At 49.4% G+C, this 16,280-nt stretch carries 16 protein-coding genes and 1 tRNA gene; 11 read left to right on the top strand and 6 right to left on the bottom strand.

All coding sequences use genetic code 11. From position 1 onward, the window contains the following. The 7 genes from H164_RS0111795 to H164_RS0111765 all read left to right on the top strand — a co-directional run. Positions 1 to 237, top strand: a 237-nt coding sequence (locus H164_RS0111795; protein ID WP_019968806.1) for an IS982 family transposase, incomplete at its 5' end; no start/stop codon positions are given. Between the two features lie 30 nt (positions 238 to 267). Next, positions 268 to 1,680 carry an MFS transporter gene (locus tag H164_RS0111790; RefSeq protein WP_019968805.1) on the top strand — a complete coding sequence of 471 codons (1,413 nt, stop codon included), beginning with the start codon at positions 268 to 270 and terminating at the stop codon, positions 1,678 to 1,680. Continuing rightward, positions 1,677 to 2,780 carry an endo-1,4-beta-xylanase gene (locus H164_RS0111785; protein WP_019968804.1) on the top strand — a complete coding sequence of 368 codons (1,104 nt, stop codon included), beginning with the start codon at positions 1,677 to 1,679 and terminating at the stop codon, positions 2,778 to 2,780. The genes H164_RS0111790 and H164_RS0111785 overlap by 4 nt, the downstream gene beginning before the upstream one ends. Beyond that, positions 2,777 to 3,742, top strand: a complete 966-nt coding sequence (locus H164_RS0111780; RefSeq protein ID WP_019968803.1) for a glycoside hydrolase family 43 protein — start codon at positions 2,777 to 2,779, stop codon at positions 3,740 to 3,742. Before H164_RS0111785 ends, H164_RS0111780 begins: the two co-directional genes overlap by 4 nt. Positions 3,743 to 3,844: 102 nt before the next feature. Beyond that, positions 3,845 to 3,917: transfer RNA gene (locus H164_RS0111775), tRNA-Phe, on the top strand. Between the two features lie 171 nt (positions 3,918 to 4,088). Further along, the gene (locus tag H164_RS0111770) at positions 4,089 to 4,409 is read left to right on the top strand and encodes a metal-sulfur cluster assembly factor (RefSeq protein WP_019968802.1); all 321 of its coding nucleotides are present in this window, start codon (positions 4,089 to 4,091) and stop codon (positions 4,407 to 4,409) included. Then, a complete protein-coding gene (locus H164_RS0111765; RefSeq protein WP_019968801.1) occupies positions 4,410 to 5,177 on the top strand; it encodes a UDP-2,3-diacylglucosamine diphosphatase in 768 nt (255 codons plus the stop codon). 396 nt (positions 5,178 to 5,573) lie between these two features. Here H164_RS0111765 and radC read toward each other — a convergent pair whose 3' ends face one another. From radC to efp, 3 genes are all read right to left on the bottom strand, one after another. After that, on the bottom strand, positions 5,574 to 6,278 hold the full coding sequence (gene radC / locus H164_RS0111760; protein WP_019968800.1) for a RadC family protein: 705 nt from the start codon (positions 6,276 to 6,278) through the stop codon (positions 5,574 to 5,576). Between the two features lie 82 nt (positions 6,279 to 6,360). Continuing rightward, entirely contained in the window at positions 6,361 to 7,410 is a 1,050-nt protein-coding gene (locus tag H164_RS0111755) for a glycosyltransferase (RefSeq protein ID WP_019968799.1), read from the bottom strand. Positions 7,411 to 7,485: 75 nt separating this feature from the next. Then, positions 7,486 to 8,052 carry an elongation factor P gene (gene efp, locus H164_RS0111750; RefSeq protein ID WP_008564597.1) on the bottom strand — a complete coding sequence of 189 codons (567 nt, stop codon included), beginning with the start codon at positions 8,050 to 8,052 and terminating at the stop codon, positions 7,486 to 7,488. A 247-nt stretch (positions 8,053 to 8,299) separates the two neighbouring features. On the opposite strand from efp, the gene rpmH reads away from it, so the two are divergent. The 4 genes from rpmH (at position 8,300) to H164_RS0111725 (ending at position 11,387) form a co-directional block, all read left to right on the top strand. Next, positions 8,300 to 8,455: a 50S ribosomal protein L34 gene (rpmH, locus tag H164_RS0111740; protein WP_004378018.1), complete on the top strand. Its 156-nt coding sequence runs from the start codon at positions 8,300 to 8,302 to the stop codon at positions 8,453 to 8,455. A gap of 133 nt (positions 8,456 to 8,588) precedes the next feature. Beyond that, on the top strand, positions 8,589 to 9,284 hold the full coding sequence (locus H164_RS0111735) for a PASTA domain-containing protein (RefSeq protein WP_019968797.1): 696 nt from the start codon (positions 8,589 to 8,591) through the stop codon (positions 9,282 to 9,284). 20 nt (positions 9,285 to 9,304) lie between these two features. Continuing rightward, complete coding sequence (locus H164_RS0111730; protein ID WP_025830231.1) at positions 9,305 to 10,378, top strand: RluA family pseudouridine synthase; 1,074 nt, start codon at positions 9,305 to 9,307, stop codon at positions 10,376 to 10,378. A gap of 13 nt (positions 10,379 to 10,391) precedes the next feature. Continuing rightward, positions 10,392 to 11,387 (top strand): D-alanine--D-alanine ligase, encoded by a 996-nt coding sequence (locus tag H164_RS0111725; RefSeq protein ID WP_008564601.1) that lies wholly within the window; start codon positions 10,392 to 10,394, stop codon positions 11,385 to 11,387. Between the two features lie 154 nt (positions 11,388 to 11,541). Here H164_RS0111725 and glpC read toward each other — a convergent pair whose 3' ends face one another. Genes glpC through glpA form a run of 3 tightly spaced genes read right to left on the bottom strand, consistent with a single transcriptional unit; the run spans position 11,542 to position 15,704 of the window. Further along, positions 11,542 to 12,840 (bottom strand): anaerobic glycerol-3-phosphate dehydrogenase subunit GlpC, encoded by a 1,299-nt coding sequence (gene glpC, locus H164_RS0111720; RefSeq protein WP_019968795.1) that lies wholly within the window; start codon positions 12,838 to 12,840, stop codon positions 11,542 to 11,544. 3 nt (positions 12,841 to 12,843) lie between these two features. Then, positions 12,844 to 14,085: a glycerol-3-phosphate dehydrogenase subunit GlpB gene (gene glpB, locus H164_RS0111715; RefSeq protein WP_019968794.1), complete on the bottom strand. Its 1,242-nt coding sequence runs from the start codon at positions 14,083 to 14,085 to the stop codon at positions 12,844 to 12,846. Then, complete coding sequence (gene glpA / locus H164_RS0111710; protein WP_019968793.1) at positions 14,082 to 15,704, bottom strand: anaerobic glycerol-3-phosphate dehydrogenase subunit A; 1,623 nt, start codon at positions 15,702 to 15,704, stop codon at positions 14,082 to 14,084. Before glpA ends, glpB begins: the two co-directional genes overlap by 4 nt. Positions 15,705 to 16,280: the final 576 nt, after the last annotated feature.

The following is a 16,280-nucleotide window of genomic DNA, read 5'->3' as shown; positions in this document are numbered from 1 at the left end:
AATATGAAAGGTGCGTTGATGAGCGTTCCCGATAAGTTACTACTCAGAAAGAGGGCCATCATAGAAACCATAAACGATGAACTTAAGAATATAGCGCAGGTAGAACATTCCCGGCATAGGTGCTTCGACAATTTCATCGTCAACCTTCTGGGTGCCATTGCTGCCTATTGCCTATTTCCAAAGAAGCCATGCGTCAGAGTGCAAAGGACATTTGACACACAGCTTGCTTTATTCTAAATTCATCGAACTCACGTTAAAATAAACAAGATGAGCACAGAAGTGACCATACAGGAGGCTAAAGGCTTCTACAAACTGAATTGGCTACAACGCATCGGCTTTGGTTCGGGCGACTTAGCACAGAATCTTATCTATCAAACAATCTGTATGTATCTGTTGTTTTTTTATACGGATATCTACGGATTGCAGGCCGGAGAAGCGGCAACAATGTTCTTGGTTGTCAGATTGGTTGACGTGCTTTGGGACCCATTGGTGGGCACTTTCGTCGACAAGCATCACCCCAAACTTGGTAAATACCGTTCGTATCTTGTCTTGGCAGGTATCCCCTTGACGGGTTTGGCTATTCTTTGTTTTTGGAATGGCTTTAGTGGTTCGTTGCTCTATGCCTATATCACATACGTCGGTATCAGTATGCTCTACACCTTGGTCAATGTGCCTTACGGTGCTTTGAACTCCTCGTTAACTCGTGATACCAATGAAATTACGATTCTGACATCCGTTCGTATGTTCATGGCCAACGTCGGCGGACTCGCCGTTTCTGCCGGCGTTCCCATCCTTGTTGCAGTCTTTGCCTGCCAAAAACTGCCACTTGAAATGGCATTGTTCATGGGACTTGGTTCGCTCCCTTCATTCATTTTCATGCCAATGGTGCCGGCCATCAAACGCAAGGTGGGCAAGAAAAATATGTTCTACATTTTCCTTTCAGTGGCCATCATCGGCATGTTGGCACTCTATGTCATCAGTAAAATATCGTCGGTCGAAGATAATATCACGCTTATTTATATTGCACAATTCATCAAATCCACAGGTGTTATTGTGGCTACGGGATACATGTGGGCTCTCATTCCAGAAGTGATTTCTTATGCAGAGTACACTTCCGGGAAACGTATTTCAGGTATTGTGAATGCACTTACCGGCATATTCTTCAAAGCAGGAATGGCACTTGGAGGCGTCATTCCGGGTCTTGTTCTGGCCTATACCCACTATCAGGCGACCGCCGAAGCCAATACTTTGCCGAAGGATTCCGATGCTTGGTTCCTTACTATGCTTATCTTTTCTATCATTGGGTTGGGACTTCTTGTCTTCTGTTTCACGCAGACAGAGGAGCGAGTTGTCATGAATGACAGCGAAACTAAAAATGTAAAGGTGAGCGACCTATGGATGGAGTTCATGCGCAACCGTCCACTTCGCATCATTGCTCTTTTCTTTATCACGGCCTTTGCCATGATGTCGGTGGGTAATGCTGCAGGAGCTTATTTCATGAATAACCTTGAGATGCAGTCTCCGATGGCACAAGAAGGCATCCGATGGCTCGTTTGCATCATTCCAGCCATGCTGCTTGTGCTGGCTATGTTTATCATTTCCAAATATGAACTTTCCGACGAACTAATTGACAACATCAACATAGAAATTGAAAATCGTAATCAAAAGACCGAACAATGAACAAAAGAATGATTCTTGGCACTATATTCCTTTCTATGGGAATGGTAGCCACCGCACAGACCATGAAGGATGTTTTGGGCAAGTATTTTCTCATCGGAACGGCAGTCAGTACCGCCAATATAGATAGCAAAGATCCGAGAGTGAAGCAGGCTATCGTAGATAATTTCAATGCCATTGTGGCTGAAAACTGCATGAAAGGTGAGGCTATTCACCCTGAAGAAAACCGTTATTATTGGGACGAGGCAGATAGAATTGTGAAATTTGCAGAGGATAATCACATGACGATTACAGGCCATTGTCTTATTTGGCACTCGCAACCTCCCAAGTGGATGTTCACCGATAAAGAAGGTAGTCCCGTATCTCGTGAGGTGCTCATTGACCGTATGTATCATCATATCACCGATGTTGTGACGCGCTATAAGGGTAAAATCAAGGGTTGGGATGTCATCAATGAGGCCTTTGAAGACGACGGAAGCTATCGCAAGACACCTTATTATAATATCATAGGTCCAGAATACTTTGAACTGGCATTCAGGTTTGCACACGCTGCCGACCCTAATGCCGAACTCTACTACAACGACTATTCAATGGCGAAACCAGCCAAGCGTGAGGCTGTCTGCAAACTTGTCCGCGATTTGAAAGCCAAGGGGTGCCGCATTGATGCCGTGGGAATGCAGAGTCACAACGGAACGGATTACCCCGACCTTACCGACTATGAGAAGACTATCGATGCCCTATCGGCTTGTGGTGTGAAGGTGATGATGACAGAACTCGACCTCAATATGTTGCCCAATCCCAAGCGTTTCGGTGGCGCAGAGGTGAGTCAACACTTCCAATACGACAAAAGTTTCAACCCGTATGTCAAAGGATTGACGCGTCAGGCACAGAAGATGTTCAACGAACGCTACCTCGCTTTCTTTAAAATCTACAAGAAGCATGCTGAACAAATCAGTCGTGTGACTCTTTGGGGTCTAAGTGACGGTGACAGTTGGCTTAATGGATGGCCCATTCCCGGACGTACAAACTACAGTCTACTTATTGACCGTCAGTATAAATTGAAACCTATAGTGAAAGACATTATTAAACTTTTTGAACAATGAAAGCAAGATATTTATTCCCCAAGGATTATATGGCAGACCCTTCTGCCAACGTGTTTAACGGCAAGCTCTATATCTATCCCTCCCACGATTGGGATAGCGGAGAGTGCTTTGATGATGACGGTGGACATTTCCAGATGAAGGACTATCATGTGCTTTCCATTGAAGGCGATCCCATGTCTGCCCCTGTTGTCGATCATGGAGTAATGCTCGATGTGAAGAACGTGGCCTGGGCTGAGAAACAAATGTGGGATAATGATGTCGTAGAAAAGGACGGAAAGTACTATCTTGTTTTCTCTGCGAAAGACTATAATGGCGTATTCCATCTCGGGGTTGCCGTTGCCGATAAGCCTGAAGGACCCTTCGTTGCCAATCCTGATCCCATTCGTGGTTCCTACAGCATAGATCCCTGCGTATTCAAAGACGACGATGGCAAGATTTATTGCTATTTCGGTGGTATCTGGGGAGGTCAGCTTCAATGGTATAAAGACAACCGTATGCTCAAGAGCGAGTATCTTCCTGAGGGCAAGGAGGATCCACTGCCAAGCCGTGTGGCCCGCATGACCGATGACGTTCAGCAGTTTGCTGAAGCTCCACGCCCCATAGTTATTCTCGACGAAACTGGTAACAAGCTGCCTGCAGAGTCACCACACCGCTTTTTCGAAGCCAGCTGGATGCACAAATATAAGGGGCGCTACTACTTTAGCTACAGCACGGGCGACAGTCATCTGCTTTGTTATGCTGTAGGTGATAACCCTTATGGCCCATTCACCTTTAAGGGTGTTATTCTTGAGCCTGTAGTCGGTTGGACTACCCACCACAGTATAGCCGAATACAAAGGCCAATGGTATCTGTTCCACCACGACTGTGTGCCGAGCAATGGTACCACGTGGCTTCGCAGCCTGAAAGTCATGCCGTTGATGTATGACGAGGAGGGCAATATCATTACGATGAAGAGCGAATAAAAAAGATATATAAAAATTTTATCGACAGATTTTAATAGAAAAATTTGGCGGTGTGCAAGAAAAGGCCTATCTTTGCACCGCAAATCGCAACAAAGACGATGGGGTGCCATAGCTCAGTTGGTAGAGCAAAGGACTGAAAATCCTTGTGTCACTGGTTCGATTCCCGTTGGCACCACTTCCTCCTTTCATTGAGCCGCTTGTTCTCGCATGAGACGAGCGGCTTTCCTTTTTATGTAGAGGAGTTAGGCATAGGAATATACTGAAGCGGAAGGTTTGCATGAATATTTACGGAGCGAGACGACGTAGTTTCGTTTTATTTGTTATCTTTGCAGAAACAAAGAAAGATATGACACAGCAAGAGAAGACACAGATTGAGGAGCGCATCGTCGACGTGCTCAAGACAGTGTATGACCCGGAGATCCCAGTGAATATCTGGGACCTTGGCATGATTTACAAAATAGACGTGAAAGACGATGGCAACGTGGAAGTGGACATGACGTTCACCGCCCCGAACTGCCCCGCGGCCGACTTCATCCTTGAAGACGTGCGTACGAAGGTGGAAAGCGTGGAGGGCGTGGCCTCGGCCGACATCAACCTCGTGTTCGAGCCGGCATGGGACCAAAGCATGATGAGCGAGGAGGCACGTGTGGAACTGGGATTTGACTAAATGGGAAAAAACGTATATTTCTTGAGTGACGCCCACTTGGGCTCGCGGGCCATACCGCACAGTCGTATGCAGGAGCGGCGGTTGGTGCGTTTCCTTGACGACATCAAGGACAAAGCTTCGGCGATATACTTGCTGGGCGATATGTTCGACTTCTGGAACGAATACCGTCATGTGGTGCCGAAAGGCCATACGCGCTTCCTCGGAAAGCTGAGCGAACTGACCGACAGTGGCGTGGAGGTGCATTTCTTCGCGGGCAATCACGACCTGTGGACGTACGGTTATTTGGAGGAGGAGTGCGGCGTCATTGTGCACAAAGCGCCTGTGACGACGGAGATTTATGGTAAAGTGTTCTTCCTTGCCCACGGCGACGGACTGGGCGACCCTGACTGCAAGTATAAAATCTTGCGTAGGGTGTTTCACAGTCGCGTGTGTCAACGACTGCTGAACTTCATGCACCCGTGGTGGGGCATGGCTTTGGGTTTGAACTGGGCCAAGCACAGCAGGCTGAAACGGGCCGATGGGAAAGAGGCACCGTTCATGGGCGAAGACAAGGAGTATCTCGTGAAGTTCGCCCGCGCCTACAAGCAGTCACATCGCGACATCGATTTTTTCTTGTTCGGGCACCGGCACATCGAACTCGACCTTGCCATCGACAAGACGACCCGGATGCTGATACTGGGCGACTGGATATGGCAGTTCACCTATGCCGTCTTCGATGGCGAGCACCTCTTTATGAGTGAATATGCAGAGGGCGAAACGAAGTTCTGACTTTAGGCTTTGAATTTTGACGTTTGGACATTGAACTTTATGATTAGTCGGTCTCGACTCGTTATTTCAATGTAAACGGTCCGAACAGTAAGAGGAATAAATTTTTACAATATAGTAGCCTTTTCAAATTTGCTGCGTAGAAAATTCAAATTCCCTTATAAGAGAATTTAAATTCCCCTATAAGACAATTTAAATTCTCTTATAAGGGAATTTTTACTCTCTTTAAGCTGTTAATTATCAATAATTTGCAAAGTCGATTTTTTGGCCATTAAAACCGATGAAAATTATTTACGTTTTGAACTTTAGCCTGCTTCGTCGCGAGGTTGGTATTCATCGGTCATGCTCAAGCTAATCATAAAGTTCAAAATTTAAGGTTCAAGGTTCAAATATCAAAGTTCACAGTCTTCCACTGTCGTTGTAGGAATAATAATCTCCGTCGGTAACGATAATGTGGTCAAGGAAGTGGATACGAAAAGTCTCGCATGCCTTTTTCACGCGTTGGGTCAGTTGGTCGTCGGCGTTGCTGGGGTGGGGGTTGTTGCTCGGGTGATTATGAGCCAAGGCAAGGACGGTAGCGTTGCAGAGCAGGGCTTCTTTCAGAATGATGCGCACATCGACGGCCGTCTCGCTCAGTCCGCCGTGGCTGATGCAGAGTGCCTTAATGAGTTTATAGTGCCGATTGAGCAGCATCACCCACGCCTCTTCTACGTCAAGGTCCTGCATGCGTGGGTGGAGATAGGCGTAGATGGCTTCCGCTGAGTCGATGGCCGTGCGCTCCTCGGCCTTTTCCATGGTTCTTCGCTTGCCCAGTTCGCAGGCTGCGAGAATGGTTATCGCCTTAGCCGGCCCCACACCTTTATATTGCTCCAACTGGCGAATGCTTAGCTTTCCGAGCGTGTTCAGATTGTTGTTGCAGTCGCCCAGCACGCGTTTCATCAGGTCGACCGCGCTCTCGTTCGGCGTTCCGCTGCCGATAAGAATACCTAAAAGTTCGGCATTGCTCAAGGCAGAAGGGCCAAGTCGCTCTAATTTCTCACGTGGTCGATCTTCTTCTGCCCACTTTGCAATGCTCTTAAAAGTGTTGTTCAATTCCGTTTCCATGGTTTCATTTCTTTTTCCCGCCTTAGAAAGGCAGAATACAATGTTATCGGCGGCTTTCCTTCTTTGAAGTAGGCCGGGAATTTTACTTATAGAAGTTGCTTTCGTAGGCACTGAACTCATCTTTGCCTTCGATGCAGCGTTTCCACCACGCCTCGATAAAGCCGCAACCGTAGCTGGTGAGTTGAATAAAGGCTGCACCGATGCTCAAGAGACCAATCTTCGCACTGGCGTTCTTCGAGGTTGCATCGGCGAAGATGAGAAATGCGTAGAGGAGGAGGGGTAGCAGGGCCAAGAAAGATAACGCGAGGCCTCTTGCCTGCATCATGCCTGCAGGCAGAATGAAGAACAAGACAATACCCAAAATGAACAGCAGAACAAGCAGTGTGCAACCCACCGTGAACAGCATGGGGAGCAAATGAACGAACTTCAGGCTCTCGGGATATTTCTTGTAGAGGTTGATGCGGGCAATGCCGCTGTTGTATACCTGTCGCCAGAACTTGTGGAAGTCGGTGCGCCGCTTGTGCCACACCCATGCCTCGGGGAACAGTCGGCATGTGTAGCCGGCCTTGAAGATACGGATGCTGAAGTCGATATCCTCGCCGAAGCGCATCTTGCTGAAGCCGCCGAGACGTTCATATACGTCACGTCGAATGCCCATATTGAATGAACGGGGATAGAATTTGTCGAGTTTCTTCTTGCCACCACGTATACCTCCGGTTGTGAAAAAACTTGTCATGGAGTAGGAGATAGCCTTCTGCGTGTCGGTAAACGAGTCGTGTGCGCAGTCTGGACCACCGAAAGCGTCGGCTGGTTCGCGGCGTAATTCCTTTTCGATGGCAGCCAAATAGCCCGCAGGTAGCACCACGTCGCTATCGAGAATCAGTAGATATTCACCCGTGGAATGCGCGGCTCCGTAGTTGCGGCTCTGCCCGGGACCGCTGTTCTCCTTTATGAAATACTTGATATCGAGCAGCTTCTCGTATTGCTTGCAGACGGCTTCACAGGGATTTTGCGAACCGTCTTCCACGATAATCACCTCGAAATCAGTGAATGACTGCATGGTGAGACTCTCCAAAAGTTCGGCCACTTCGTCGGGACGGTTGTATACAGGAACGATGATAGCGTATTTCATAGCAAATATTTTTGGAAATAAAAAAGCCTACCCGCGAATGTCATGCGGATAGACTCGGGTAGGCTCAGTGTCTTTTTATTCGGAAACACGACCGAGATAGCTGCCGTCGCGGGTATCTACCTGAATGGTCTCACCTTCATTGATGAAGAGCGGCACGCGCACTTCGGCTCCCGTCTCCAATGTCGCGGGCTTGGTTGCATTGGTAGCCGTATTGCCTTTGACACCCGGTTCGCTATGCACAATCTTCAATGTTGTCTTCACCGGCATCTCGGCAGAAAGGATAGTGCCGTCCGTGGTATCTGTGACCACATCGACAATGTCGCTCTCTTTCATAAATTCAACACCGGTAATCTGATCCCTGTTTATAGGGATTTGTTCAAAGGTCTCTTGGTTCATAAAGATGTAACCGGTGGCATCTTCATAGAGGTACTGATAGGGACGATGCTCAACGCGAACGTCGTCAAGTTTGAAGCCTACCTGAAAAGTACGCTCAAGTACGCGGCCGTCGGCAACGTTCTTCAACTTGGTATTCATTACAGTGTTGCCTTTTCCCGGCTTACGGTGTTGAAAGTCAACACACTTCCAAATGCCACCATCCATGCGGATGCAAGTTCCGATTTTGATTTCCTGTGAATTAATCATTGTTGTATCATTGAATGTTTATTGTTATCGCCTTTGCAAAACAGTTTTTTGGAAAGCTGAATTTCCGTGCACAAAGTTACGACATTTTTATAAAAAAACATCAAATGGCTACTTAAAATTCTCTTCATTCTTTGGTAATTCGAAAATTATGCGTAATTTTGCAGCCCAAAGCGGAGGGTTTGTACGTTACAGTCTCGCTCGCTTTCGGCCTTATCAGCAAATCAATAACAAATAAATAAGAAAGAAAATGAAAAGAACATTCCAGCCTCACAACCGTCGTCGTGTGAACAAGCATGGCTTCCGTGAAAGAATGGCAACGAAGAACGGGCGTCGCGTGTTGGCTTCACGTCGTGCTCATGGCCGCAAGAAGTTAACCGTCTCTGACGAGAACCACGGGAAATAATCCGTAGACACCGGGTCGGAAGACGACAAAAAGCAGCAGAGAAGATTGTTCTTTGCTGCTTTTTGTGTTTATTTATTTTGTATTTCAAGGGGATTATCTTACCTTTGCATCATTAGAATACGAAAGAATAAAGATGAAGTCGTCGGAATTCGTCAGTAAGTTCAAGAGCTGGTATCTATGGAAGAACCTCATAGCCATGGCCGTCGTCGTGGTTTTGCTTTGCCTTGGTGCGAAGTTCGGACTTGATATTTATACACATCACGGCGAAGCCATTGCCATTCCCAACTTGAAACACATGCAACTTGCCGATGCCAAGCATATTCTCAGCAACTTGGGGCTTGAAGTTCAGGTTGTCGATACTGGTTACAAGAAGACACTCCCCCCTGATTGCATCTTGGAACAATCTCCTGCTCCCGGAGAGCGCGTGAAGTCGGGCCACGTTATTTATGTGACTATCAACTCCCCACATTCTCCGACGATTACGCTTCCCGATATCATCGATAACTGTTCGCTCCGTGAGGCCATGGCTAAGCTGACGGCGATGGGCTTCAAACTCGGAACACCGCAGTATATCCCCGGAGAAAAGGATTGGGTTTACGGCATTTTGGTGAAAGGCCGCCATGTTGTTGCCGGCGAAAAGATATCCGTTGAGTCCACATTGATTGTTCAGGTGGGCAACGGTATGCGTAGTGCCGACGATTCGGTCAATTATGTCGACCCTGAAATTCCTGATACGAAAGAAGACAACAACGATGTAGATGAGTTTCAAGTCGTGACAGGACCGGAGGCCGGTGAGCCTGCCAACAAGCATAATCACAGCGATCAATGAAGGCACTCGACGGAAATCCCATGACAGAAGAACAGCTCTTTGACATAGAAGACTTGGAAAACGACGCACAGCAGCTCTATGAACACTGGAAGATAGCAGTGGATATGGGGCAGACTCCTGTGCGTATCGACAGGTTCTTGGCCGAGAAGAATCCCTATCAGAGCCGCAATCGCATTCAGCAAGCAGCCGATTCGGGCTTCATTCATGTGAACGGCAAGCCCGTAAAGAGCAACTATAAGGTGCGCCCCGGCGATGTGATTACGCTCATGCTTGACCGACCCAAGCACGAAACGAGCATCATTGCCGAAGACATTCCTCTTGAAATTGTCTACGAAGATAACGTGCTCATGGTCGTCAATAAGCCTGCCGGAATGGTTGTACATCCCGGTGCCGGCAACTTCACGGGGACGCTTATCAATGCCGTGGCGTGGCATTTGAGAGACTTGGAAGGCTTCGACGCCAACGACCCCGAGGTGGGATTGGTGCACCGTATTGACAAAGATACCAGCGGACTCCTTGTCGTTGCCAAGACAGCAGCAGCCAAGACGGCCCTCGGAAAACAGTTTTTCAACAAGACTACTCACCGCAGTTACAATGCCTTGGTGTGGGGAAACCTTGTAGAGGACACGGGGACTATCGAGGGAAACATTGCCCGCGACCCCAAGAACCGCCTGCGCATGAAAGTCTTTCCGGCCGACAGTGGCATCGGAAAGTACGCAGTTACCCATTACAGGGTCATCGAACGCTATGGCTATACCACGCTCGTGGAATGCCTGCTTGAGACAGGTCGCACCCATCAGATACGTGCTCACATGAAGCATATCGGCCATCCGCTGTTTGCAGACGAGTCGTATGGGGGAACTGAAATCCTGCGTGGGCAACGCAGCAGCACCTACCGGGCTTTCATTCAGAACTGCTTCAAGTGCTGTCCGCGGCAGGCCTTACACGCCAAAACCTTGGGGTTCGTTCACCCCACGACAGGCCGTCAGATGGACTTCGACTCCACGTGGCCCCACGACTTCAGCGGACTCATCGAGAAATGGCGGGCTTATATCAAGGGAACAACGCAAGACACATTTGCAGAGAACAAGTAAATCAATATAGATTATGGAGCAATCAAAACGGAACATAGCCATCGTTTGCGGTGGTGATTCATCGGAGCACGACGTCTCGTTGCGCTCTGCACAAGGCCTTTATTCCTTTTTCGACAAGGCGAAGTATAATGTTTACATCGTCGATGTGAAAGGAACTGACTGGCATGTGAACTTCAACGACGGTGCAACGGCAGCCATCGACAAGAACGACTTTTCGTTCAAATGCAACGGAAAGCGCGTCTTCTTCGACTATGCCTACATCACTATTCATGGCCAACCGGGTGAGAACGGCGTCATGCAAGGCTACTTTGACCTCATTCATCTGCCTTATTCAACCAGCGGAGTGCTTGTCGAAGCGATGACATTCGACAAGTTTGTGCTCAACAACTACCTGCGTGGCTTCGGCGTACGCGTGGCAGATAGCATTCTGCTTCGGCGTGGTGAAGATTACGATGAGGAAGAAATAGAACAGCGATTAGGCATGCCTTGCTTCGTGAAACCGGCGGCCGATGGTAGCAGTTTCGGCGTTTCCAAGGTGAAGAATGCCGACCGTTTGGCCCCCGCCCTGCGCGTTGCGTTCATGGAAAGCAATGAGGTGATGATCGAAAAGTTCATTGATGGCGTCGAAATCTCGCAGGGAATCTATAAGACACGCGATAAGGAAGTGGTGCTTCCTGCTACGGAAGTCGTTACAAAGAACGAGTTCTTCGACTACGATGCCAAGTATAACGGACAGGTACAAGAGATTACTCCGGCCCGACTCAGCCCCGAAACAGCGGCCAAGGTGGCTGCCGAGACGAGCCGCATCTACGATATCCTGCATGCCAACGGCATCATTCGCATCGATTATATCATTGCGAAAGACGAGCAAGGCAACGACCTTATCTATATGCTCGAAATCAATACTACGCCCGGAATGACCGCAACGAGCTTCATTCCTCAGCAGGTTCGTGCCGCAGGGCTTGACATCAAGGACGTTTTGAGCGAGATTGTCGAAAACCAATTCTAAGCTTTTCGTTCTCCGAGACGGAAAGATTTGGGAAAAAATGAAAGGTGGCGGGCTTCACAGCTGGCCACCTTTCGTGTGATGATATTATTAAGATGGATTTGATTATTCAGAACACTTTTTCTTCAACGCAGCCAAAGCGTCGTCCACTACTTCGCTAAGGCATCGCTAAGTCACCCTGCATGCGTGGTTTATCGGCTTCATGCACTGTGTTCAGTCGTCGTGTTTCTTCCACATCGAGTGCTTCGGCGATGAGCGAGATAGGGTTGATGACCTTATACTTGGTCGACATTTCTATCTGCCACTTGCAGGTTTCGCAGTCGGTCGACACGCAGTCGGGATCTACCTCGTTGATATGGTCGAAGAGTGTCGCGCCGATTTGCTGCGAACGCTCATAATTCTCTTTCTTAAACCCATAGGTTCCGGCAATTCCGCAGCATTGGCTTTCGAGCATGATGAGGTCGAGTCCCGGCACCATTCGCATCAGTTCGGTGCTGTAAACAATCCAGCCCAGCCGCTCCATGTGGCATGCCGAGTGATAAGCCACCTTTTTCCGATAGTCTTTTTTGAAAGCCAAGCGTATCTTTCCGGCTGTGATAAGGGTGTGAAGAAAGCGAGTTGCCAGCATCAGACTGTCTCTCACGTCGGCGTTGTCAAGCTCAAGCAGATGCTTATATTCGTCGCGCATGGTGAACGTGCAGGTGGAGCTCGTGGTTACGATGGCCTCGTCACGGTTCTCAATCGACCGCCGCATCGACTTTAGGTTGACCGTTCCCTGTCGTTTTGCCTGTGCCGAGAGGCCGTTGGCAATGAGGGCCACGCCGCAACACTTCTCTTTTTCGAGCAGATGAACGCCGTAGTTGCAAGCGTTCATAATCTTCACAAGATCCTTACCCAGTTGCGGATAGTTGTAATTAACATAGCAACCGTGGAAGTAACTGACGAACCTTGTGAATTGTTTCTGCTGTTCCTCGGCCTCTTTCTTGAACCAAGTTTCGAACTTCTGGCGGCTGTATGAGGGGAAAGTACGGTGTTTGTCGATGCCCATTACCGTGTGGAGTACGGTCTTGGCCGGCTTCAATCCCAACGAGAAGTTGACCACCGGGGCCACCATTGTGGCCATGGTTCCCACGAAATCCGTGTTGGCTAACATGCGATCGCGCAGTGAAGGCGTGTGCGTACTGTACTTGATTCGCGCCTCTTGAATGATATCTCCCACCTTTACATCATTGGGACAGGCTACCTCGCAACGCTTGCAATTGAGGCACATCTTGAGGTTTTCGTTGAAGAAAGCGGCGTCTTTGATGCGGTAACGCATCAAGTCGGGACCCGAATGTTTAGGTCCCGGATATTTAGGTTCGACGGCCGAGACAGGGCAATACACCGTGCAGATGGAGCACTTCAGGCATTGTTCCAACTCGTGTCGGCTGATATTCTTTAACTGTATCTCTGACATGGCTTACTGGTTTAGAATGTTGTGCGCCACGGCAATGGCCGTAAGCATCGATACTCCCGTGCCCGTGGCCTGCTTGATGCCGCTGTTTCCGCTCAGAACGGAGCCGATGGCGTAGAGGTTGGTGACGGTTTTTCCGTCTTTCATCGGGTGGAAATCGTCGGTTGTCTTCACGCCGAAGGCCATGTAAGGCTGCTCATCGAAGAGGTATTCCGACGTCCATTGCGTGCGACTTTCATGTGCTTCGACCTCGAGATGCAGGGCAGGTTCGGTTATTGTTTGATAGTCCGAGACGAGTCCGCCGCTGAGGAATGAACCCGTGGCCAATACATATTGGTTGGCTTCCAAGCGTGTTTCTTCGAGCTTTTCGGTTGTTATGGCCGTGAGTTTGTCGCCTTCGAAGAAGCCATTGTTCACCGTGTCGCTGTTCAAAACAACCGCCCCATGCTGCCCGAGAAAGCCGCGCAGCTTGTTCTCTATGCGTATGCCGGGCACCGACGGTGGCATGGTTGCAACGCATTCGATGGGCATTTCGACCGCTTTTCGCAGCAAGTCGATGTTGTCATGGGCCAATCCCAGCACGGCCGGCAGCAGGACAAGGTCGAAACCCTTGCCGAGTCGGTTGATTTCGCGGGCCGCATCGGCCATGTTCTGCGCCTTGTCGAGGTACTTGGCTATGTTGATGGCGCGCATCTCCGTGGGACTTTTGCGGGCGAACGCCAGTGCCTCTGTGGTGAAAGATGCCGTTTTTACGTTGGCACCCATGGCCGAAAGACTGTCCGAAAGATAGGCCGTCGGCCAGTCGAGAAAGCCTTCTACGTTGGCCAACAACAGTTTTTTGCCATTCAATTCCGCCGTTGTTTCGAGTGTAATCAAGTCTTCGAGCGTCAGCCAAGCAGGGATAGTCGTGCCGATGGGTGATAACCTGAAGTGGTTCTTTTCGGCATTTCCCTTCATCTTCAGGCCTGCTTCGGCCAGCAGGGTCCGGGCCTCTTCGGCGTAAACCGTCAGCTTCTCGGTCTTGATTTTCCGATAGGGGTGGGCCTCATTCAGCTGGGCAATACCCTCGAAAGGCCTTTCTACGACCTTTCCTTCCTGAAAACCAAGAAGTTCGATGGAGCCCGAATTGAAGTGAAGACAGCTTTGTCCGGCCGTCACCAACGCCACTTTCTGTCCGTTTTTGGCAAGCATTGCGGCACAAGTCATGCCGCTTAGTCCGCCACCGATGATGATGGTATCGAATTTCATTGTGCAATCTCCTTTCCTTTTCCTGCGCGTTGGTTCAGTCCGCAAAGGCCTTCATACACCACGGACATCAATTGTGCCTCCTTCAACGTGTCGCCCCATGCCACAGGACGCATGCCTTTCCATCGCTCGGCCATGACGGAAGCAAGCTCATATTGGCTTTGTTTCGCTTCTGTTTTGGCGAGTTCACAGAGCACATGTGCCGCTCTGCAGGCGCAAAGTGTACCTTGACAGGTACCCATACTGACGCGGGTGCGACGCCGCATGTTGATGAGTTGCGTCGCATGAAGGGTCTCTACGGCATACTTCATCTCCCCAACAGTCACCTCTTCGCACTCACATACCATCGCTCTGTCGATGTCGGTGGCGTTCGGAATGAGCGGAGCAAGCGTGCCATGACGGCCTTCTTCGGCCACAACGGCTGTCGGAAGACCTCGCTTTCTGTATGTCTTTTCTGAGCCGGGCAGCGGCTTCGTGGCGGTTTCGCAGGCTTTATCGACCCCTAATTTCTTGCAGGCAAGGTCGGTAGCCAGCTCGGCCATCAGTCGATAGGTCATCATCTTGCCGCCCGTGATGGTGATGAAGCCACCCAATCCGTCGCGCGTTTCATGGTCAAGCAGCACGATGCCACGGCTGATGTTGCGGCCCGAAGGGTCGTTATCGGCTGCAACAAGCGGACGAACACCGGCATATGCACGCAGAATACGGGTCGTTGCGAGAGCCGGGGCAAGCTTTTCTCCCTCGCGAATCAATAGGTCCACTTCTTCGGGAGTAACCTTCAAGCGGTCTATTTCGTCAAAGGGAACGCGGTCACTTGTGGTCCCAATGACGCAAACGGCGTCGTCGGGGACAAGTATATCGGCGTTGGCTGGCTTGCGACAACGGTTGATAACCATCTGATTGACGCGGTGACCGAACACCAACAACGCCCCTTTTGCGGGGAACATATTCACGGTAAGGTCGGCCATTTGGGCTATCAAGTGGCCCCAAATGCCTGCCGCATTGATGGTAAGTGGGGCATATGCCTCGCAAATCTCACCCGTTTTATGGTTGCACATCACGACACCTTCCACGCTGCCATTACGGATAATGAGCCGCGTTACCTCGTGATAAGTGAGCACGTCTGCGCCATGTAGCTTGGCATCAAGCATGTTTGCGGCAGTCAGCCTGAACGGGTCTATCGAGGCATCGGGCACTTTCACGGCCCCGATCAGCGTAGGGTTGACGGCCGGTTCAAGCCGAATGGCCTCCTTGGGGTCGATGATTTCGGCGCGAATACCGGCTTCGGTGCAAGCCTCAACGAAGTTCTTTTGATAGCAAAGGTCGTCTTCGGGCAGCGTGATGAACAGCCCTTCGGTCTCTTCCACGCAGTGGCGGGCAATCTTTCTGAGTGTCATATTCTCCTGAATGCACTCTGTGGCCGACTCTTTATCGGTCACGGCGTAGCGTGCGCCACTGTGCAACAGACCGTGATTGCGCCCCGATGCACCGTTGGTCAGGTCGTATTTCTCGACAAGCAACACGCTCAAGCCGCGCAATGCACAGTCTCTGGCCACACCGGCCCCCGTGATTCCGCCCCCGATAACGATTACATCGAATGTTTTATGTTGTCTTTCAGCCATAGCTTTGATTGGATTCTCCGAGTCAATTCGTATTATTCATGTCGATAACGCTTGTCGGCTTGCAAATTCTTTTGTTCGATATTGCAAAAGTTTCATAACGCAACAAAGTTAGTTTTTAATTCTGAAAAAGCAAAACCTGCAAGTGTTTTTGACCGTTATTTAACATCTATTCGTATTTAAGTTGGCGATTTTTGTTTTGTTTGCGCTATTGCCTTGCGAAATATTTAATTAGTATGAACGTTTTTAGAACATTTGTTTGGAAAGAATGTTTTACGATGTTTTGAAACGAAAGCAATTGCATTTGGTGGTGTATGTCGGCGGAATTGCGATTTCATATCGAAATGTTTGCGTGCCTCGGTCGATGCCGTTGCATGGCATGATGGGCGGGCCTGCGTTTCGGTTTACATCTCGTTGGGAACCAACAGGTTGGATATCAGTTTCCAATATGGCCCATATTAGCCCGCAAAATGACCCATATTGCACGATAATATCACCCATATTGCGCGGTAAAATGGGTGAGATAAGAAACCCATCTGTAAGAAACTGTAAATAACAGCTTTGAAACGGCTTTGAAAA

Source organism: Segatella maculosa DSM 19339 = JCM 15638 (assembly GCF_000382385.1).
Classification (GTDB): Bacteria; Bacteroidota; Bacteroidia; order Bacteroidales; family Bacteroidaceae; genus Prevotella; species Prevotella maculosa.
This window is presented reverse-complemented; position numbering and strand designations above follow the sequence as displayed.

Coding starts and splice junctions, on each gene's coding strand:
- H164_RS0111790 (WP_019968805.1), top strand. CDS start 268: ATGAGCACAGAAGTGACCATACAGGAGGCTAAAGGCTTCTACAAACTG.
- H164_RS0111785 (WP_019968804.1), top strand. CDS start 1,677: ATGAACAAAAGAATGATTCTTGGCACTATATTCCTTTCTATGGGAATG.
- H164_RS0111780 (WP_019968803.1), top strand. CDS start 2,777: ATGAAAGCAAGATATTTATTCCCCAAGGATTATATGGCAGACCCTTCT.
- H164_RS0111770 (WP_019968802.1), top strand. CDS start 4,089: ATGACACAGCAAGAGAAGACACAGATTGAGGAGCGCATCGTCGACGTG.
- H164_RS0111765 (WP_019968801.1), top strand. CDS start 4,410: ATGGGAAAAAACGTATATTTCTTGAGTGACGCCCACTTGGGCTCGCGG.
- radC (WP_019968800.1), bottom strand. CDS start 6,278: ATGGAAACGGAATTGAACAACACTTTTAAGAGCATTGCAAAGTGGGCA.
- H164_RS0111755 (WP_019968799.1), bottom strand. CDS start 7,410: ATGAAATACGCTATCATCGTTCCTGTATACAACCGTCCCGACGAAGTG.
- efp (WP_008564597.1), bottom strand. CDS start 8,052: ATGATTAATTCACAGGAAATCAAAATCGGAACTTGCATCCGCATGGAT.
- rpmH (WP_004378018.1), top strand. CDS start 8,300: ATGAAAAGAACATTCCAGCCTCACAACCGTCGTCGTGTGAACAAGCAT.
- H164_RS0111735 (WP_019968797.1), top strand. CDS start 8,589: ATGAAGTCGTCGGAATTCGTCAGTAAGTTCAAGAGCTGGTATCTATGG.
- H164_RS0111730 (WP_025830231.1), top strand. CDS start 9,305: ATGACAGAAGAACAGCTCTTTGACATAGAAGACTTGGAAAACGACGCA.
- H164_RS0111725 (WP_008564601.1), top strand. CDS start 10,392: ATGGAGCAATCAAAACGGAACATAGCCATCGTTTGCGGTGGTGATTCA.
- glpC (WP_019968795.1), bottom strand. CDS start 12,840: ATGTCAGAGATACAGTTAAAGAATATCAGCCGACACGAGTTGGAACAA.
- glpB (WP_019968794.1), bottom strand. CDS start 14,085: ATGAAATTCGATACCATCATCATCGGTGGCGGACTAAGCGGCATGACT.
- glpA (WP_019968793.1), bottom strand. CDS start 15,704: ATGGCTGAAAGACAACATAAAACATTCGATGTAATCGTTATCGGGGGC.